The following is a 19,663-nucleotide window of genomic DNA, read 5'->3' as shown; positions in this document are numbered from 1 at the left end:
TATTACTTTCCAACTCCAACGTCTTTAACTTCCGCAAGTTGTGCTAAAGCCGCGCGCACGCGAAGCATGGCAGTATACGTGCAATATATACGCTTAGCGGTTTTAGCATTGCCACTAAAATCGCCGTTTACGAAAGATTTAACGTCTTCTTCCAAATCCGTATTCACATTGCGAGATGAGACCTTATCATATTGCAGACGCAAAGCCATATCCCACGCTCGAGTGCCAGAAACGCACGCAACTCCCGCGCTTCTAAAGCTTGCAAAATCAACGTCCCACAGCCAGCTCATGTCTCTACCGTCAGCGTATTCGTCGCAAATTGCAATCATGGTATCGTGATTTTGCGGATGATCCGAAGCAATCGCAAGCCTAAAACCAATAGGATTCTTCACTAAAACAAGTTCAACAGGAGCGCCATTAACTTCAATTACTTCGCCTCTACCAAAAGCAGGAGTTACGTGCGAAATCGCTTCCATAAGCGCATCGTCATCGAATTTTTGCAGCGCAGAATTTTGTTTTGCAGCGTCCGCCAAGATAGTGCGAACTACTGTTGCTGCAGCAGCAGCGTTGAAAATATTGTAAGCACCGTCAAGTTTTACAGATGTGGTTTTACGCTTGCCATCAAGTATAAACTCAGCCTCGTGGTCTCCAACTTTTGAAAGAACAACGTCTGCTTTAGGAAGATTGTTAGCATTGCTTTCTGCAGTATCTTCGCAATTTTCTCTTTTTTCAGTACTATTGTGCAAATCATCATCAGTTGGGAACATGCTTTTTACAGCGTCATCTAAACCAAAATATTTCACGCGAGCACCGGAAGGAACAAAGCTTGCGAGCGCACGAATACGTGGATCTTCGCGATTTAGCACTACTGTTCCTTCGGTTGCAGCAGCTACGTTGCTTAATAGTTTTGCAGTTGTATCAATTTCGCCGAATCGGTCGAGCTGATCTCGCATAACGTTTAGCAATAAAGAGTAGCTTGGCTTGATTTGATTCACAAAATGTACTGCGTACGCTTCGTCAAGCTCTAAAACTGCAATATCCGCGTCTAGCTTTGTACCAAAAGCCGGCATTGTTTTTGCAAGAGCTGCAACTACTCCTCTAGTAAAGTTTGAGCCTGTTGGATTAGTAAATACTTTAAATCCCGCGTCGCGCAGCATAGAAGTTACCATGCGCGTTGTAGTAGTTTTACCATTAGTTCCAGAAACGAGCACTATCCCATATGGCAATGAGGAAAGAGTACGCGCTAAAAAGCCTGAATCGAGGCTCTCAATAACTTTACCCGGTAACGCGCTTCCACCATGGTGAAGCAGCCTAGAAAGCGCGCAAACAAGTTTACCGACAGCAGGCATGGCAAAACTGTACCAATGCTTGTGCAAATTTTTGTGAAACTCTTTACGCGATTCATGGTCGCCGCTTGACATACTAAATCACACTCCCGCCTGTTGGTAATCTTGCGGCATATCCATAAACTTAGAAGTTGCACCCAAGAAGGCAAGATTAAACGTGTCTGTAGGACCATTACGATGCTTTGCCATAATAATATCAGCTTCGCCTGGGCGATCTTCCTTATTGTAAAAATCAGGGCGATGCACAAGGAACACAACGTCAGCATCCTGCTCAATAGAACCAGATTCACGCAAATCCGAAAGCTGTGGCTTTTTATCGTTTCGCATTTCCGGCCCTCGGTTAAGCTGACTCAATGCCACAACCGGCACTTCAAGCTCTTTGGCGAGAAGCTTCAGCGCACGCGAGAATTCCGAAACTTCCTGCTGTCGGCTTTCTACGCGCTTGCCGGAACTCATAAGCTGAAGGTAATCAATAACTACCAGTTTCAAATCATTCGTCTGCTTGAGCCTGCGGCATTTTGCGCGAATTTCCATCAAGCTCATATTTGGACTGTCATCAATAAAAAGCGGAGCATCCTGCATTTTTGTCCAGAAATTATTAAGAGTATTCCAACGATCTGGAGTAATATCTTCTGCTCTTCGCATGGCAGCGAGTGGAATATTAGTTTCTGCAGCAATAATACGTTGTGCTAATTCCACTTTGCTCATTTCTAGAGAGAACACAATAGACGTCATATTGTGGTGTAGTGCCGCAGAGCGCGCAAAATCAATGCCGAGCGTTGACTTACCCATTGCTGGACGGCCTGCAACAACAATCATCTGACCAGGCTGCAAACCTTGAGTAACTTCGTCAATGTCACGAAATCCTGTTGGCACTCCCTGCTCAAGTTCGTGATTTTGCATTTTATCGAGCTGATCAAGAGTATTTTGCAAAACTGGACCAATAGCAACGTAATCTTGACGCACTTTGCCGGCGCTCATCTCATACACTTCTGATTGTGCAAGATTTACAATATCTTCTGCCTGAGCTCCGGATGCAGAATAGCCCATTTGCGCAATTTTTGTTCCAGCAGTAATAACGTTACGAAGAACAGCATTTTGATGCACAATATCTGCGTAGTACATTGCGTTTGCGGCCGTTGGTACAGAAGCTACTAGGCTGTGCAAATAATCAGCTCCGCCAACTTTATCGAGATTCCCATCCTTCATTAATTCGTTAGCTACAAGCACAACATCAACAGGCTGAGATCCTGCAAAAAGCGTAAGAATAGCATCGTAAATAGTTTGATGCTGAGGCTGATAAAAATCTGCTGTTTCTAGCACTTGCGATACTTCACCAATAGCATCTTTGCTCATAAGCATTCCGCCAAGCACTGCCATTTCGGCATCAACATCGTGCGGAGGAACGCGATCAAACAGTGTGGTACCGCTTGTTCCTTCAGCGTTACGAGGAGCTCCAGAACCATATATCGGTGCGCCAGCATTGCCACCACGATTGCTTCCTGCTCGGCCAGCATTGCCATTAGTAGACTGCCACATATCATTATCTGCCATAAAAACGAGTATAAACGCGCGCACGTATTTAAGAACAAAAAATTCAAAATATTTGCACAAGTAATATTACAAATAATATTTACAGTTTTAGTGCAGCATTCATCCACAAATCGTTTCTAATACGCAAACTATTTCCCAGCGCACGACCGCCAATATACACTGAATTTAGCACAATCCACAATGTGATTGTTCTTATTACATCGTTCGCGTTAAGCGCAACGTCAAAACAGCTTGTACAAATAAGTACGCCTAAATATACAACTGCCATCGCTGAGCATGATTTTGCTAAGTAAGAATGGTCACCAGCGCCTATCAATACTCCATCTAGCGCCCACATCCATCCGGCAAGAGGCAAGAACAAGCCCAGAATTGTCATGCCTACAGAAATTAAAAGCTGAATATCTGCATGCGGGCTAAACAGTGGCGAACAACTCCACCCCACCAAAATCATGAATAAACCGACTCCTAAGCTGCTTACAGCACCAACTTGGGCACAAATGCGTGCAATAATTCCAGCACGCTTACGTAGGCCTGCTCCTAGCACTGAGGCAACAATAGTTTGTGCCGCAATACCAATAGCATCGAGAATATTCATAACAAAATTCCAGCAAGAATTAGCAACCTGATACGCAGCAAGCGTATTTGTACCAAGACGAGTTGCAGCAACAACCGTAGCAACCATGCACACGCGCAATGCAAGTGTTCGCACGAATAGCGGCATGCCAGTTCCTGCAGAATGCAAAATATGTTGAAAATGAGGTTTAAGACGTGCTCCACTTTGCATAGCCCAAATAACAGCTGGAATACTAAGCACAAGCCCCATATACCATTGAGCAATCATTGTTGCAATTCCAGAGCCAGCAATTCCCATGTTTAACCCAAAAACTGCAATCACATCGAGAATAGTATTAAGCACAGCTCCACTAACAGCAGCAAATAATGTTATACGGACTTTTCTAAGCCCACGAAATATGCCGTTTGCAGCATACACAAGAAGTATTGCTGGAAGTCCTGGCATAACCATTTGAGTGTACACAATAGCATTTTGCAAAGTAGATCCGCGAGCACCTATTGCGTAACATAGCGGCTCGGCGGCAAAAATAAGCAATGCTGTAAGAATTACACCAAGAAACAATGCAAGCCACAAGCCGTCCATTCCAACGCTAAAACCTTCTCGACGTTTTCCCGCGCCTAAAAGACGAGCAACTTGAGAAGTTGTGTTGTATGCCAAAAATAAGCAAAGACCTGCAATGGTAAGAAGTACAGTTGAACCAATAGAAAGTCCAGCCAACGCGTTTTTGCCAATATGGCCAATAATAGCAGTGTCAATAAGTACGAACGCAGGTTCAGATATAAGCTGTCCAAAAGTTGGTACGGCAAGTATCCAAATATTGCGAAGTACCTCTTTTTTATTCTGATTATCCAACTCTTGATTCGTCATAATGCTTCATTTCACTGCTATCTAGTAAATCGCAGCAAATGCAATATTGTGCAAATACCACATAAAAATATTCGCGAGTGAGCTAACACAAATATGTGTAAAGCGCAAATAAAAATATGATTCCGCAAAGTTATTCGCAAGATATCCACATGGTTATCCCCAGCATGTGGATAATTTTGTGAGATGTCCACTTAGACACGCCTTAAATGTGGATAACTTATCTTTTTATCCACATTTAATAATTCGTGCGTGTCTTACGGAACCTATTTTTCCCGCTTTACTTATCGTTATTTTCGCGAGATTTACTAGATTTTTTATTGTTTTTATTAGATTCGTGTTCTTCTTCTAATGTTTTTTCGTCTAAATTATCTTCGGATTGACTCTTTTTAGATTCGTCATTAGTTTCAGAATCTGATTCCTTACCGTCTTGCAAATCTGCTTGCTTATCTGCACTAGCCGATTCAGACTCCAGAGAATTGTCATCAACTGCAATATCAACCGAAGTAAGAACGGCCATCTGAGTTTTACTTGACTCATCGTCAGACACTGCAACAACAGCACCTTCATGGCTTTGAGCAATGGCAGAGAAATCATAAGCGCGCTCGCCTTGATCGGCTAAGTCAACGCCCTTACGTTCCTTAGCTTCAGAAATACGCCAGCCAAAAAGCTTTTCAAGAGCAAAAGCAACAATAGCTGTTACAGCGCCAGAGTAAAGCACTGTAATTCCGATTAAGCAAAGTTGCGCAACAAGCTGATGCCAATCTCCAACAGAAAGCAAACCAGAACCATCTGCAAAAAGTCCAACGGAAATTACACCAATAAGAGCTGCAACACCATTTACACTTACAACATGCAAAGCTCCGTCATAACGTGCGAAAGTGCGAGAATGAGTTACAAGTGAAGTAATAACTCCGGAAAGCACGCCCAAAACCAAAGCCCACAGTGGCGCAATAACGTCTGCAGCAGCTGCACTAGCAGACAAACCTGCCATAACGCCGGACGCAGCACCCAATGCCGAGAAGCATCCAGAACGCAAACGTTCAGTCACACCCCAAGCCAGCATTGATGCAGATGCGGTTATTGTAGAACTTACCCAAGCATAACCAGCAACACCTGGAACTCCAGCGGAAGAGCCAATCATTAAGCCAAGCCATCCGAACCAAATCAAGAAAATTCCAAGCATAACAAATGGAACATTATGCGGATGACGAACAGAACCGTTTTCAACAGATGACTGAGAAGAAGTTTCAGCAACTTCAGCTACAGTAGCTACTGAAGAAACAACAGATTCGGTAGAAGAATTATCCTGAGCCTTTGCAACATCAGCCCACAATGCTCGAGATAAACGACTCTTTGCATTGCGAGAATTAGTTTTAGCAGATGCCGAGCTGGCGCCTGTTCCAGCATGAGCAACATTTTTAATATGCAATACCAAACGCTTCAATGGGAAGTGAGCGTGGCCGCCAATAATCATAACAATTGCAAAAGCTGAAACTGCAGCAGCAATATGAAGTAAAGATCCGCCCGCAAAATCATGCACTTGAATGCCCAAAGCTTGCGAAATAGCTCCATTAGGAGACAGCAATCCGCCGCCACAAACCATATGCGCAAGAGGAGCAAATACTAAAGTAACCCAAACAGCCACGAAAATAAGCCAAATAGCGTAGCGCACACGCCCAGCCAACGCTCCTGTAATTAAAGCAACTGCAACAACTGCGCAAGCTAAGCGGAATGCGGCAGGGATTCCTCCAGCTAATCCGGAATTAGCATCCATAGATGTAAATACACCATGGTCTGCAACCATAGAATCGCGGAATAGTAAACCGCTAAATGGGTCGCCAACAACTCCGCCAGCCATATCTTTACCAGCAAAAGCCAGTGACCATCCCCACAAAGTCCATACAAGCGTTGTAACAGCGATAGCGCCAGCGGATAACATCATCATATTTACCATAGAAGTAGCGCGTTCGCGGCCGCCATAAAATAGGGCAATACCCGGCGTGATAATAAACACCAATGCGCCGGCCAACAACGCCCACTGCGGATCCATTGTGGTCATTTTTCACCTCAATTATTTCAAACAGTGCAAGGAATAACCATTGCAGCTGATACATCACTTTCTACCTATTGTAGTCGGAAATTCAAATATATCTTATGCCAACAAACCTTCAACAAAACTTTGCGGATCAAATTGGATTAAATCATCCGGCCCTTCTCCTAATCCAACAAGTTTTACAGGAACACCAAGTTCTTTTTGAACTGCAACAACAATTCCACCTTTAGCAGAACCATCAAGCTTTGTAAGCACAACTCCAGTAATGCCAATCGCTTCAGCAAATATTTTTGCTTGAGCCATTCCATTTTGCCCAGTAGTAGCATCCAGCACAAGCAGTACTTCATCTACAGGCATAGTTTTTTCTACTACTCTACGAATTTTCCCAAGCTCATCCATTAAATTCGCTTTATTTTGTAAACGTCCAGCAGTATCAATAATAAGAACATCAGTTTTATTTTCTTTAGCTTTTTGTGCGGCTGTAAAAGCTACGGACGCAGGATCAGCACCATCTTTATCTGCGCGAACAACTGACACATTTACTTCAGATGCCCAGGTTTCAAGCTGATCCGCTGCTGCTGCTCTGAATGTATCTGCAGCAGCCATCATTACAGATTGCTTTTGAGCAACAAATAGTCTTGCTAGCTTGCCTGCAGTTGTTGTTTTTCCAGTTCCGTTTACGCCAACCATCATAATAACGCCTGGATGATGCGCATCAGGCTTATTTTCATTCAAACGACGATCAGTATTTTCACCAACCAGTTCCAAAAGTTTTGCACGCAAAGCCTCACGCACATCTTCTGCACTAGAAGTTCCAGAAATACGAGCATCTTGGCGTAAAGAATCAACTAATTCCTCACTAGCTTTTGCGCCAACATCAGCCATCAATAAAGTATCTTCTACATCTTCCCAGTCTTCCTTAGACAGATGGTCTTTGCTTATGATATTGAAAAGTGTGAGACCGAATGGATTTGCGCTATTAGATAAACGTTTTCGAAGGCGCTGTAAACGAGAAGTTGTTGATTCTGGAATCTTAGATTCGTTCTTGCCTACTTCAACTGAATCATCAACACTTGCTGGAATTTCAGGGCCTCGACTATGGCTGCAAATTCGCAAGATTACTGCAACAGCCACTAGCAACACAGCAATAACTATGGTCGCCGCCACAAACCAGATCACCATATTCATATCTAAAACCATGTTCATGAAATTAAGCCTATGAAAATCAAGGGACACTAGCAATAGATTTCACTATTTTTTCTCATCTTCGTCACACTTTAAAATCTAACTACCACAACACAATAGATTCCATTACACTGTTAAAAGCAATATATTGCGAAAAAATAAGCAATCTAAATGTTCTAATAATAATTAGTGCTGATTAGAAATAATTAGTAGTTTTAAGGAGATTTTATGGCAGATAAATCTATAGAAGTATACGGTGCTAATTGGTGCGGCGATTGCATAAGAGCAAAAGCTGCACTTAACAAGTACGGCGTAGATTTCATTTGGCACGATATAGAAACTGAAGAAGGCGCTGCAGAAAAAGCCGTAGAGATTAGTGGTCAAAAGCATATTCCGGTAGTTACTTTTGCTGACAATACTTTTATGGTTGAACCATCCGCTACACAAATTAAGTCAAAACTGGAAACATTAGGAATACTGCAATAATTTGTTCATAACACGCACAACAGTATATTGGTTTCACTTCGTCTATTGAATGTAGTATACTTGGCGTTTGTTGCCCCTTTAGCTCAATTGGCAGAGCAGAGTCCTTTTAAGTCTTGGGTTGTGGGTTCGAGTCCCACAGGGGGCACTTTTTTATACCCAAATTTAGACTTATGCTTTAATGCGCTACTTAATAGAACAGTAATTATATTAAAAAATCAACTTGCCCAAACGCTTGCGTCTTGATCATCTTCGTCAATATTAGCGCCAGAATTATTTGCTTGCGAGTAAGTAGATTCATCATCTACTACTCCAGAATCAGCATCCGCGTTAATTGCAGCAAGCACGCGTTTGTCCATTTTGTACTGAGGAAGCACATTTTTAATATAGCTTGTCACAGCATCTTGCATAGCAACGTCGTGACCAACTTTTTCTGCCATAAACCAACGATGATCCAAAACCTCATGGAAGAACTGCGCTGGTTCAATTTGCGAACGAAACTCAGGAGGAATCATACGAACTGTTGGCTCGAAAATTTCACGCATCCAATCAGTCGCGACGATTTCAAGCTCTTCACCTTGACGCCATGTAGAAGTGCGGTATGCATCCAAATCGTTTAACAGCCTTCGAGCCTGATTTTCTTGCACGTCCAAGCCTGTCAAACGTAGCAACTTGCGCGAAGCATAACCAGCATCCACAACTCGAGGACGAACAAGCACTCTGCGACCATCCTCGGAAGTTTTCATTTCTAACTCGTCAACGTCAAATCCCAATTCATTAAGACGATTAACGCGGCGCTCAATTCGCCACATCTCATCAGGACTGAACTTATCGACGTCTGTAAGCGTGCTCCAAAGTGAATGATAGCGATCCACCAAACGATTGCCTATGCTAATTTCATCTACTTCCGTAGGCAAAAGCTGACCGGAACTCAAATCCATAAGCTCGCCAATAATATTGGTTCTAGCTAAATCAATATCGTATTCTCTCTGGCCTTCTGTTAAACTTCCGTGCAAATCACCAGTTTCTGCGTCAACTAGGAATGCGGAAAACGCATCAGCATCTCGCAAAAATAGTACGTTAGAAAGTGAAACATCACCCCAATAGAAGCCAGAAAGATGCAGACGCACCATCAGTACAGCCAAAGCATCAATAAGTCGTTCAGCCGTGTCTGGTCGCAATGTGCGGGCAAATAAAGCACGATACGGCAGAGAGAATTTCAAATGCTTAGTCACAAGTATTGCTTCAAGCATTTCACCATTAGCGTCTCTGCGTCCTGCAACAACTGCTATAGGCGTTACAGTTGGCAACTCAAGCTTGCGCAATCTACGCAAAAGTTCGTATTCTCGTTCTGCAACTTGACGAGTGATTTCCTTCATGGCATAAACTTCATCGCCAACATGAACAAAACGCACAATATGCCGAGAAATACCACGAGGAAGGTTTACAAACAAATCAGCCGGCCATTGAGAAAGTGGCAGCTCCCACGGCAACGTAAACATCTTAGGATTTGAACTAGCTGCAGTAATCTTAAGCGCAGTAGGCTCCTGAGACAACGCACTCTCGTCCTGTGCAGATACAGAAGTTGCCTGCACAGCACGCGGGTCCAATTGAGGAGCGTCATTCCATTCCATAGTTTCCATTTACCAATCAAGCTCGTGCCAACAATACAATCTGCAATAAATATTCATCGCAAATCAACCACTGGCTAATTATTGATAACAACTATACATAATAAAGCATGTTTAGCAATGTACAAACTTTCGCTTGCTTTTATTTTGTTTTAAATTCTGCTTTTGCTTTTATTTTTCTAACAGTTTTACCGATTTTTACCGATTTTGCTGGCAAAAACGGGGTTCGCTTTCATTGCGAACCCCGCCATACCCTTATACCAAAAGTTTGCTCATTTTGCTTTTGTAAAGCAAACCTACGCTTTTAGTTCAAACGCAGCTCAGTAGAAGGTGCAAACAGATGCATCTTAGATGGATCAATCTTAATCTTGACAGTATCGCCAACCTTCGGCAAAGCACGTGGATTCACGCGGATTGTCGTAAGCTTGTTCTGATCAGACATCATAGTAGATGCTTCTTCAGGAGAACCATCAGTTATGATATTGCCGTAGATGTAACCATCAGAACCGAGATCTTCTACGTTCATAACCTTCAAGGAGAACGCATTTGGATCATCGAAAGTTGCCAAGCTTGCATCTTCTGGACGGAAGCCAACAATAATCTGTCCGCAATCTTCTACAGTGAGCTTATCAACAGCTTCGCTTGGAAGAACAATAGAATCCTCACCAATCTGAGCACGTCCATTAACCACTGGATGCTGGTTAATGTTCATAGATGGAGAACCAATGAAGCCTGCAACGAACACGTTTGCTGGGCGATCATAAAGCTCGGTTGGAGCACCAACCTGCTGCAAAACGCCAAGCTTAATAACGGCAATACGATCACCCATTGTCAAAGCCTCAGTCTGATCGTGGGTCACGTACAGAGTAGTAACACCAAGCTGACGCTGCAAAGCAGCAATCTGCGTACGAGTCTGCACGCGGAGCTTAGCATCGAGGTTCGAAAGAGGCTCATCCATAAGGAAGACTTTTGGTTCACGCACAATTGCGCGGCCCATAGCAACGCGCTGACGCTGACCACCAGACAAAGCCTTTGGCTTACGATCCAAATACTCTGTCAAATCCAAAACTTCAGCTGCTTTTTCAACACGCTTGCGGATTTCTTCCTTAGGAACACCAGCAATCTTCAAAGCAAAGCCCATGTTGTCTGCAACTGTCATATGTGGATACAACGCGTAGTTCTGGAAGACCATTGCAATATCGCGATCCTTTGGCTGCATTGTAGTAACATCTTGACCGCCAATGAGGATACGTCCTTTGTTAACCTCTTCAAGGCCTGCCAACATACGCAAAGTAGTAGACTTACCGCAACCAGATGGACCAACAAGTACGAGGAACTCGCCATCTCTAATAGTCATGCACAAATCGTCAACCGAAGGCTTATCGTTGCCCGGGTATATACGAGTCACATGATCAAATACAACTTCTGCCATGATATGTCCTTTCATCGGCAGGTACGTGCCGAACGATCCGTAGTGAAGGGTGTGCACTCATGACCCCAATTCCTACATCGGCGGGTATCAATCGTCCACAGTTTACTTACCTGGTCCATTGAAGGTTTCTCTTCGTTGAGCCAAGCCTTAATATACCATGTTTATCTTAGAAAAACAGTAAAAAATCAGTATTTTCCAAAGCTTCGGCGTGTCGAGTGCGTAGAAAGTTATTACTAAATATCTAAACAATAGTTAGTTTTCGCAATAAAAAATACGAAATTATGTAATCATTTGTTTATATTAAAAAGAAATATCAAAAAAGAAAACGGACGTTAAGCATAAGCATAACGCCCGTTTTAGTTAAATATTTTATGTAACTATAGGTCTATAGGAGAGTCAGTGCTTGAAACTTTAGGCATTTGACCTTCAACTCCAATTTGGTTCTTATTCAAACCAATGCAATGCAGCAAAGCCTCAAGAGTGTGCATATTCTTGTTGCTAGCAGCATTAATATCGAGCAACTTTCCATTGATTGTTACAGTTGGCGTTGTCATAGAACCTTTGTTAGATCCAGAAACATTCAACAGCTCTTTGAAATCAGGAGTGTATTTGTTAATCAAATTCTGCCACTCTAAGTATCTGCGATCAAAAGCCTTGCTGGCAACAGAATCGTCTACTCCAGCGTTCTTAGCTTGTTCAATCAACTTTTCGTTACTTACCGGCTTATAGTCGTCGCCTTCTTCTGGCTGGAAGTTTTTTGCAAAAATGTTGTTAATAAATTGCAGCAAATGCTCTGGATTGCTGTCATTATTAGCAATATAGGCAATAGCGCCAGATACACGAGTTGAATATTTATCAGTAGAAATCCTATCCAAGAATGACATTGGGTGTATTTCCAAATTAATTTGGCCTGCACGAACCATTGCAGCCAACACTCTGTCTGCTTCACGATTAAAGTTTCCGCATCCAGGGCATAAAGGATCAAAATAAGTTGCAACCGTTGGAGCTTTAGCAACAGGCTTGTTGTAGCCAAGCTTGCTTATAAGAATTCCGCCTTTAGAATTGGCAACTTCCGGCTTATATTTAGCACCAAGTTTCTTTAGTTGATTTTTAGCTTTTTCAGAACGCTCAATTTGCGTTCTTTCAATATTGGCTTGAGGCGACTGGTAAAAAGCTTGATAAGCTGTAATGCCAACTGCAGCTACCATAGCCATAACAATCAGCACTACAACAATTCCAATAATTGTTTGCTGACGACGCTCACGAGCTTCACGCAGTGCACGCTCACGCTTCTCAATGTTTTTTTCCAGACGAGTAGAAGATGAATTCCCCTGCTGATTGTCCTGTATCTGAATTTTAGGCATTTCTATCCTTCAAACCCTTTATTTTGCAAACTAAGCCTTAGTCCTAGCGCATGTTTGTAAATAAAACAACAACTTCACTATAGTCTAATAGATGCCATCAACGGAAACGTAAAAATGAACCAAGACCTATGCGAAACATGTCAGTACCCTTAAAAATGGCAAGAATAATCCACGCAATAACGAAACCTATGGCATATCCAGCAGAAGTATACGAAAGAATAGTCGGCAAATAAGTTGGAAAAATAATACGAATTGACAAAATATTAAAAGCCATAAATTCTGTAGAGCTGCTAAACAGTAGTGGATACACACAAGCACCAATAACAGCACAAATCAAAATAATCACAATTCTTGGCAATGTATACGCAAGCCCACGAATAATATGCCACGGAAGAGCTGCAACTCTCATAAAAGTATCCCCGCGAGGAGAAACGCCATTATTAAGCTCTTTTCTACGCAATCGCGCGGAAATATTGTATCCAGCTGTTGAGCTAGCCCACATAATAAATATATTTAATACAACCGCAGATAAGAAATTCAAACAACAGATAACTGCACAAATAGACACAAATAGCAATAAAATCCAAGATCCGCGAGTTAAATAACCATACTTGCTAGTTTCTAAATCTTCATAAGGCTTATCTGCGGCATCATCAGCTTCTTCGTCAGAAGATTCATCATGCTCCACATAATGCTCTTCGTCACAGTCTTCATAAGTTTTATTATTATTTATTTCGTTAGAAGATTGTTCCATAACTGTAGTCGAGCCACTTTGAATAGTTGACGCAACAGTTTCTTCTTCACCAGCTGTTTCGCTAATTGTTTCACAAGTTGTTTCACGCCACATTTCGCGCATAGTTCCGCGTGTAGCGTCTCGATCAAAAGGGTGGTTATCTGGCCACGCTAAAGGATTTATTGAATCTTCACTAATTGCTCGCTCAAGAACAGCAGGGGAGCAGCGTTTTTCGCGATTAGGATCAAGGGCTTTCCTAAAGGCTTCCATAGTTTTTGCAGGTAGACCACTTAAATTCGCATTACCAGAAGCTGCACGCTCCAAAACAGCCATCAAAGGCTTTGTGCCAAAAACAGGTTTACCAGTTGCAGCAAATGCCAACACTGCCACAAGCGACCACCAGTCAGTAGACTCATCGGAATCTTTGCCCTCAATAATTTCTGGAGCAATAAATCCCGGAGTTCCCATTACTAACCCAGTACGCGTAACATGACTTTCACCTTCACCCATAGCAATACCAAAATCTACAAGAACAGGTCCATGAGCGGAAATCATAACATTCGTCGGCTTAATATCGCGATGTATAATCCCAGCTTCATGCACCGCTCTAACAGCTTCAATAAGCTTATGCGTTAATCTTTCCAAATCGTCAGCAACATATGGACCATTCTCTGCAACGTCTTCTCGAAGATTTTTACCCTCGATCAACTCCGTAACTATAAATGCTACTGAAGCGTCAAGTTCCATATCTACTATTGAACACACTCCAGGATGATGAATCCTCTGCAACGCTAAAGCTTCACGCTTTAAACGTAAACGTTCTCGCTCCTGCTCAGCATATTCTTTTTCGCTTTGATTAGCATTTATGCAAGCTCGTAATATTTTCATAGCATATTGATTGCCGCCATCGTCTTCAACACGCCAAACCGAGCCCATTGCACCGCCGCCAAGCCTAGAAATAAGCGTGTATCCACCTACATTATTCCCTGGCTGCAAATCGAACATGCTCATATCTTCCATACTGCATTATGTTAATGCCTTATATTGCCAAATGCGCAAATATGAACAATAAAAAACACGCCGTTCCTACATTCAACATCGCCGTAATTTTGTAATGACGTGGCATATGGTACACTAATCAATGTTCTGCTTAGCATTGCTTAATAGTTTGCATGGCAAAACATTCGCCTCCTTAGCTCAGATGGCCAGAGCGGCCGCCTTGTAAGCGGCAGGTCGCCGGTTCGATCCCGGCAGGAGGCTCCATATTATTTGCGTATTTTATTTATTTTTTAGTTGATTTTAATTCGCTATATTTCTGCAAGGTTACTTATAAATATTAGTAGCCCCGATATTATCTTTCGTTTCATTTATAATAACGGCAATAGTTTAAGTAACTACCAAAAGGGACTGGCGTATTTTTCACAATTAGTGCAAAAACATATCGTATGATATAAGAAACACCATTATTCCTTCGGTTGCATAATATTTATAACAAAACTTTTCGCGAGTAAGAACTCGGAAACCTTCCCCCAACTCAGGGTTTCCGGGGTGAGAGTGGAGCGTCCCCCAACCAGCTCCACCTCATAGGGGGCGGGAATATCCCCTTCTCTCCCGCCCCCATTTTATTTGTTATGCATTTTTAAAACCCAATGCAGAATAGAAGGTATAATAAAAGTTGGTCTTACAGTGAATGGAGTGATTACATGGCACGTCGATGGACACCTCGACGCCTGATTATAATGCGGCGCTCTCGTATTATTGCATGCGTCTTGTCTCTGTCTATTGCCGCAATAAGCATTTTTGCATTTACATCTCAGAAAGCAGTAGCTTTAGTTGTAAATGGCAAAGCAACCATTGTCAACACTTATGCCACAACTTCTGCTCGCCTACTACAAGAACAACATGTGCCTGTAAAAACGCACGATCAGGTTATATCTTCTTCCGGCGATATTCTTTCAAATCATGCTACCGTTACCGTGCGAAGCGCGTATCAGACTTCTATTACTGTAGACGGCGTTACTATACCATTTTGGACAGTTGCAACCAGCGTTGATCAGCTTATTGGATTCTTTAAAGCAAACGCTAAAAACGCTAAACGAATTACCGTAAATTTGCAAAATATTTACGATAAACTCACCTGCGGGTTAGCAATTAATAAAAAAGGCCCAATAACTGTTATTGCGGATGGAAAATCTCGGATTGCTCCGGACGGAAGCTTACCTGCAAGCGCTATTCTTGACGCGCAAGGAATTGTATTAGGAAAAGAAGATCGAGTTAGCGTTGAAGATGACGAAGGTAATACTGTTTTGCGTATTTCCAGAGTCACGCATGGTAAAGAAACTAGAACAGTTTCATTGCCTTTTGCTACACAAACCGTAATCGACCCTAAGCTTCCAGCAAATTCTCGCGTTGTGCAACAAGCTGGCGTTAATGGCGAGCGAGAAGACGTATATAACGTAACTTATGTTGACGGCAAAGCTGAAAGCTCTACTCTCGTTTCGCAAAATGTATTAAAGCCTGCTATTAATCAGGTTATTGCTGTTGGAAAAGCAGCTCCAATTCAGCCGAAGCCTGCCAACAAGCCAAAGCCTGCTGCAAAACCTGCGCCAAAGTCGGAGCCAAAGCAGGAACCAAAATCTAAATCTCAAGCATCTAAAACTAAGAATACAAATTCACAAAACCCGCAGCCTTCAAAACAAGGCCAGGAGCAATCACAAGTAAAACAGGGGAACGACGCACAAAAGTCTACACAAGAGGCTTCAGCGCAATCGCAGGAGAATCAACAAGCTCAATCACAAACGCAACCTGCTGCTCCGGAATCAAATCCTCCAGCTCCTGCTCCTGAGTCAAACCCAAATAGCCTTGTTCACGCTACACCAGAGCAGGCAAAGCTTTTTGCGCAAGGAGCTGCTGCACAAATGGGCTGGACTGGAAAACAGTGGGAAGACCTTGTTTGGCTTTGGAATAGGGAATCTGGATGGCGCTGGAATGCAGAAAATCCAAGCTCACACGCGTATGGCATTCCTCAAGCTCTTCCTGGAAATAAAATGAGCAGCGCAGGAGCTAATTGGCATGAAGATGCTGCAGTGCAGATTAGCTGGGGAATTAGCTACATAAAGGGAAGATACAAAGATCCTAGTGGTGCTGTAAGGCACTCGCACGAAGTTGGTTGGTACTAAAAACAACGGCGTGTTTTAACACACTTTTTCAACAGATTAATTGTTACGAAATTTGGGCGGTAAAATTTGACAGAAATCAGCATTGAAACTGAAGGCCAGCTTTTAGGTGCAGCAGATATTCGACGTATTGCTGCAGAAGAAGGTATTACTCCTACTAAAAAGTTTGGTCAAAATTTCGTTATTGATCCTGGTACCGTGCGAAAAATAGTAGCGGCAGCTGAAGTTAAATCTGGCGATACCGTTATGGAGGTAGGCCCAGGACTTGGTTCTCTTACTCTTGCAATACTGCAGACTGGAGCTAATCTTACGGCTGTGGAAATAGACCCACCTCTTGCACGCCGTCTTCCTAACACTGTTGAAGAATTTATGCCAAACGCTTCTAAACGTTTTAACGTTATCTTAAAAGATGCTTTGACCGTAACAGCAGACGACGTTCCGCAACTTTCAAGGGCAGATAAGTTCACGCTTGTTGCAAATCTTCCATATAATGTTGCAACACCAATTGTGCTTACTTTACTTGAAAAATTTAGTAATTTACAACATTTTTTGGTTATGGTTCAAAAAGAAGTAGCAGATCGACTATGCGCTCAACCAGGAAATAAAGTGTATGGAACACCTAGCGTAAAACTTGCTTGGTACGGTCAATCTCAGCGCGCGGGCCTTATTGGGCGTAACGTTTTTTGGCCAGCGCCAAATGTTGATTCTGCACTAGTATCTTTCACTCGCTATTGCAAAACTAAAGGAAATAATAGCGAACGCGAAGGTGTATTTACTTTAATTGACGCCGCTTTTCAGCAAAGACGAAAGACCTTACACGCAGCTCTTAAACATTTAGTTAGTGACGAAGCATACGAAAAAGCTAATATAGATCCTACAAGACGCGGAGAAACGCTTACATGCGACGACTTTATTGCGTTGTATCGCGCTTGTAAAACTTTAGAGTTGCAGCAAAAATAGTTTTTTATTCGAAATTTAAAATAATAATTTCGCCAAATAACAGTTTGCTAATAAACGCTTATACGCGTCAAAATCAGTCATACATAGTCAGTAAAATGCGATTTATATTACGCTTTGCAGATTAAGAAAATGGCTGCAAACAAAATAAACTTACAGATCGGAAGTGAACATGACGCAAGAATACGATGAACGTATTGCTCGTAAGGCTTTCATGTATCAAAAGAAGCGATCTGTTATTACTACTGTTAGCATAGCTTTGGCAGTTACGTTTGTATTTGCGCTGTTAATACAATTTCATGTTTTCGGGATTAATTCAATAGTTGCGCCAAAAGATAATCCTAATTTCGGCATAACAGCACCATGTGCAACCAAAGGCAAAGAAGGCTCTAAAACTCCTTATGTTGATAATCGTGCTGTGTCAATTCGAGTATTAAACGGTACGAAGTTCCGAGGATTGGCAAGAGCAGTAGGAGAAGCATTAAATGCTCGAGGCTTTAATCTTACAGAAGTAAATAATAACAAAACAAGTAATGTTAAAAGAACAACTATTTATTTTGGCAAGAACGCTATTAATGAAGCATACACAGTAAATTCTAATTTTGCTGATGCTGTTATGCGCATGGACGATCGCCAAGATAAGCTCGTAGATATTGTTCTTGGCTCGACTTTTAATAATCTTCGCCAGAAAGTTGATGTTCCAGCTGCAGGAGCCGCAATACAAGAAGTCCCTGGATGCGTTAAAGCAAAAGATATGAAGGAACTTCCTAAAGCAGATTCACATAAAGCTGTGAAATAATCTACTTTTTATACGTTTCTTCGTACCAGCGCTGTAATTCTGCAACAGCTATATCGTGAGCTACAGGCCCGTTATCAAGACGGTAATCAAGCATATGTTTATAAGCTTCACCAACGATTGGCCCTGGCTGTAAATCTAGCAGTTTCATGATTTCATTTCCGTCAACATCTGGACGAATAGCATTAAAATCTTCTTGCTTCTTCAATTCACGAACGCGCTGTTCCATCTCGTCCATTGCGTGCTCAAACATCAAAGATTTGCGACGATTCTGCGTAGTTGCATCAGCTCTAGTAAGTCGATTCAAACGCTCATATAAGTGCCCAGAATCCTTAACATAACGTCGTACTGCAGAATCAGTCCAAGGTTCATCAACATAACCGTGAAAACGCAGATGCAGATTTACTAATTCGCTTACATCTTCAATAAGATGATGGTCAAAATGCAATTCTTTCAAACGCTTACGCGTCATTTTTGCACCAACTACATCATGATGGTGAAAACTAACTTTGCCACCATCTTCAAACTTTCTAGTACGCGGCTTGCCTATATCGTGCAACAAGGCTGCTAATCTCAAAGTTAAATCAGGAGATGGCACAGGACCTTCATCATCGGTTTCTAAGGCAATAGCGCGCTCAAGAACCATCATTGTGTGCTCAAAAACGTCTTTATGACGATGATGCTCATCAATTTCAAGCTGTAAAGCTGGAATTTCCGGCAAGACTCGCTTTGCAATACCAGACTCAACAAGAGCTTCCAAACCTTTACGCGGACGGTCCGAAAGAAGAAGTTTGGTAATTTCGTCACGAATACGCTCAGCTGAAACAATATCAAGGCGATCTACCATATCTACAATTGCTTCAGCAGTATTAGTTTCGATAGTAAACCCAAGTTGTGCAACGAAACGAACTGCTCTCATCATTCGCAGAGGATCATCATCAAAAGATTGACGAGGATCAACAGGCGTTCTCAACACTCCTTTAGTTAAATCACTAGCCCCACCAAACGGATCTACAAATTCCAAATCTGGAACACGCAAAGCCATTGCATTAACTGTGAAATCTCTCCTAGAAAGATCACCCTCAAGAGTATCCCCATATTGCACTTCGGGTTTACGAGAATCAGGATCGTATGCGTCTGAACGGTATGTAGTAATTTCAACTTTTACTTCCGTCCCATCCGGGCGTCGACGAACAGCACCCAAAGTGCCAAATTTACGACCCATATCCCAAAAACCGTCATGACCCCAACGCCTTAAAATAGGTTCAAATTCTTCTGGACGAGCAGAAGTGCAGAAATCAAGATCATGCGACACGCGATGCAACAACATATCGCGCACAGGTCCACCAACTAATGCAAGTTCATAATCGTGTTCAGCGAAAAGTCGCCCCAACTCTATAGCTTCAGGCCAAACTTTGAAGTTCTCAGTCACCCTTACCGACACCCTTTCAGCAAAAATTAATCTATATTCCAGCATACAGTTACCCCAATGCACAGCGGATTGAGTAAGGT

At 42.4% G+C, this 19,663-nt stretch carries 14 protein-coding genes and 2 tRNA genes; 6 read left to right on the top strand and 10 right to left on the bottom strand.

Annotated features, from left to right (window positions below):
* Nucleotides 1-2: 2 nt before the first annotated feature.
* The 5 genes from HXT33_RS00150 to ftsY all read right to left on the bottom strand — a co-directional run bounded on the left by HXT33_RS00150 (nucleotide 3) and on the right by ftsY (nucleotide 7,600).
* Nucleotides 3-1,421, bottom strand: coding sequence for a MurT ligase domain-containing protein (locus tag HXT33_RS00150; protein ID WP_421787048.1), 1,419 nt, complete (start codon nucleotides 1,419-1,421; stop codon nucleotides 3-5).
* A gap of 6 nt (nucleotides 1,422-1,427) precedes the next feature.
* Entirely contained in the window at nucleotides 1,428-2,900 is a 1,473-nt protein-coding gene (dnaB, locus tag HXT33_RS00145) for a replicative DNA helicase (RefSeq protein ID WP_004133945.1), read from the bottom strand.
* Nucleotides 2,901-2,979: 79 nt separating this feature from the next.
* Nucleotides 2,980-4,341, bottom strand: a complete 1,362-nt coding sequence (locus HXT33_RS00140; protein WP_004133944.1) for an MATE family efflux transporter — start codon at nucleotides 4,339-4,341, stop codon at nucleotides 2,980-2,982.
* 277 nt (nucleotides 4,342-4,618) lie between these two features.
* On the bottom strand, nucleotides 4,619-6,400 hold the full coding sequence (locus HXT33_RS00135) for an ammonium transporter (RefSeq protein ID WP_421787045.1): 1,782 nt from the start codon (nucleotides 6,398-6,400) through the stop codon (nucleotides 4,619-4,621).
* A 93-nt stretch (nucleotides 6,401-6,493) separates the two neighbouring features.
* Nucleotides 6,494-7,600, bottom strand: a complete 1,107-nt coding sequence (gene ftsY / locus HXT33_RS00130) for a signal recognition particle-docking protein FtsY (RefSeq protein WP_421787043.1) — start codon at nucleotides 7,598-7,600, stop codon at nucleotides 6,494-6,496.
* Nucleotides 7,601-7,807: 207 nt separating this feature from the next.
* On the opposite strand from ftsY, the gene HXT33_RS00125 reads away from it, so the two are divergent.
* Together HXT33_RS00125 and HXT33_RS00120 are read left to right on the top strand one after the other, a co-directional pair.
* On the top strand, nucleotides 7,808-8,065 hold the full coding sequence (locus HXT33_RS00125; RefSeq protein ID WP_004126433.1) for a glutaredoxin domain-containing protein: 258 nt from the start codon (nucleotides 7,808-7,810) through the stop codon (nucleotides 8,063-8,065).
* Between the two features lie 72 nt (nucleotides 8,066-8,137).
* A tRNA-Lys gene (locus tag HXT33_RS00120) sits at nucleotides 8,138-8,210 on the top strand.
* A 70-nt stretch (nucleotides 8,211-8,280) separates the two neighbouring features.
* Here the strand turns inward: HXT33_RS00120 and HXT33_RS00115 are convergent.
* The 4 genes from HXT33_RS00115 to HXT33_RS00100 all read right to left on the bottom strand — a co-directional run bounded on the left by HXT33_RS00115 (nucleotide 8,281) and on the right by HXT33_RS00100 (nucleotide 14,242).
* Nucleotides 8,281-9,696, bottom strand: coding sequence for a DUF4032 domain-containing protein (locus HXT33_RS00115; RefSeq protein ID WP_032841644.1), 1,416 nt, complete (start codon nucleotides 9,694-9,696; stop codon nucleotides 8,281-8,283).
* A gap of 301 nt (nucleotides 9,697-9,997) precedes the next feature.
* Nucleotides 9,998-11,125, bottom strand: coding sequence for an ABC transporter ATP-binding protein (locus tag HXT33_RS00110; RefSeq protein ID WP_004136571.1), 1,128 nt, complete (start codon nucleotides 11,123-11,125; stop codon nucleotides 9,998-10,000).
* Nucleotides 11,126-11,502: 377 nt separating this feature from the next.
* Nucleotides 11,503-12,489, bottom strand: a complete 987-nt coding sequence (locus tag HXT33_RS00105; protein WP_421787041.1) for a DsbA family protein — start codon at nucleotides 12,487-12,489, stop codon at nucleotides 11,503-11,505.
* Nucleotides 12,490-12,586: 97 nt separating this feature from the next.
* On the bottom strand, nucleotides 12,587-14,242 hold the full coding sequence (locus HXT33_RS00100) for a serine/threonine-protein kinase (protein WP_375169188.1): 1,656 nt from the start codon (nucleotides 14,240-14,242) through the stop codon (nucleotides 12,587-12,589).
* A gap of 166 nt (nucleotides 14,243-14,408) precedes the next feature.
* Here HXT33_RS00100 and HXT33_RS00095 point away from each other — a divergent pair.
* From HXT33_RS00095 to HXT33_RS00080, 4 genes are all read left to right on the top strand, one after another.
* Nucleotides 14,409-14,485, top strand: a tRNA-Thr gene (locus HXT33_RS00095).
* 440 nt (nucleotides 14,486-14,925) lie between these two features.
* The gene (locus HXT33_RS00090) at nucleotides 14,926-16,401 is read left to right on the top strand and encodes a G5 domain-containing protein (protein ID WP_116794531.1); all 1,476 of its coding nucleotides are present in this window, start codon (nucleotides 14,926-14,928) and stop codon (nucleotides 16,399-16,401) included.
* Nucleotides 16,402-16,467: 66 nt separating this feature from the next.
* On the top strand, nucleotides 16,468-17,358 hold the full coding sequence (gene rsmA / locus HXT33_RS00085) for a 16S rRNA (adenine(1518)-N(6)/adenine(1519)-N(6))-dimethyltransferase RsmA (protein ID WP_047923030.1): 891 nt from the start codon (nucleotides 16,468-16,470) through the stop codon (nucleotides 17,356-17,358).
* 169 nt (nucleotides 17,359-17,527) lie between these two features.
* Nucleotides 17,528-18,154 carry a LytR C-terminal domain-containing protein gene (locus HXT33_RS00080; RefSeq protein WP_004136581.1) on the top strand — a complete coding sequence of 209 codons (627 nt, stop codon included), beginning with the start codon at nucleotides 17,528-17,530 and terminating at the stop codon, nucleotides 18,152-18,154.
* A gap of 1 nt (nucleotide 18,155) precedes the next feature.
* Here HXT33_RS00080 and HXT33_RS00075 read toward each other — a convergent pair whose 3' ends face one another.
* Nucleotides 18,156-19,628, bottom strand: a complete 1,473-nt coding sequence (locus HXT33_RS00075; protein ID WP_421787037.1) for a CCA tRNA nucleotidyltransferase — start codon at nucleotides 19,626-19,628, stop codon at nucleotides 18,156-18,158.
* Between the last annotated feature and the right edge of the window lie 35 nt (nucleotides 19,629-19,663).

It is taken from the genome of Gardnerella sp. DNF00753 (genome assembly GCF_049244275.1).
GTDB lineage: Bacteria > Actinomycetota > Actinomycetes > Actinomycetales > Bifidobacteriaceae > Bifidobacterium > Bifidobacterium greenwoodii.
The sequence above is the reverse complement of the archived record's forward strand: the minus strand, read 5'-3'. Positions and strand labels throughout refer to the sequence as shown.

Coding starts and splice junctions, on each gene's coding strand:
- HXT33_RS00110 (WP_004136571.1), bottom strand. CDS start 11,125: ATGGCAGAAGTTGTATTTGATCATGTGACTCGTATATACCCGGGCAAC.
- HXT33_RS00150 (WP_421787048.1), bottom strand. CDS start 1,421: ATGTCAAGCGGCGACCATGAATCGCGTAAAGAGTTTCACAAAAATTTG.
- dnaB (WP_004133945.1), bottom strand. CDS start 2,900: ATGGCAGATAATGATATGTGGCAGTCTACTAATGGCAATGCTGGCCGA.
- HXT33_RS00075 (WP_421787037.1), bottom strand. CDS start 19,628: ATGCTGGAATATAGATTAATTTTTGCTGAAAGGGTGTCGGTAAGGGTG.
- ftsY (WP_421787043.1), bottom strand. CDS start 7,600: ATGAACATGGTTTTAGATATGAATATGGTGATCTGGTTTGTGGCGGCG.
- HXT33_RS00140 (WP_004133944.1), bottom strand. CDS start 4,341: ATGACGAATCAAGAGTTGGATAATCAGAATAAAAAAGAGGTACTTCGC.
- HXT33_RS00115 (WP_032841644.1), bottom strand. CDS start 9,696: ATGGAATGGAATGACGCTCCTCAATTGGACCCGCGTGCTGTGCAGGCA.
- HXT33_RS00090 (WP_116794531.1), top strand. CDS start 14,926: ATGGCACGTCGATGGACACCTCGACGCCTGATTATAATGCGGCGCTCT.
- HXT33_RS00125 (WP_004126433.1), top strand. CDS start 7,808: ATGGCAGATAAATCTATAGAAGTATACGGTGCTAATTGGTGCGGCGAT.
- HXT33_RS00100 (WP_375169188.1), bottom strand. CDS start 14,242: ATGGAAGATATGAGCATGTTCGATTTGCAGCCAGGGAATAATGTAGGT.
- HXT33_RS00105 (WP_421787041.1), bottom strand. CDS start 12,489: ATGCCTAAAATTCAGATACAGGACAATCAGCAGGGGAATTCATCTTCT.
- HXT33_RS00080 (WP_004136581.1), top strand. CDS start 17,528: ATGACGCAAGAATACGATGAACGTATTGCTCGTAAGGCTTTCATGTAT.
- HXT33_RS00135 (WP_421787045.1), bottom strand. CDS start 6,400: ATGACCACAATGGATCCGCAGTGGGCGTTGTTGGCCGGCGCATTGGTG.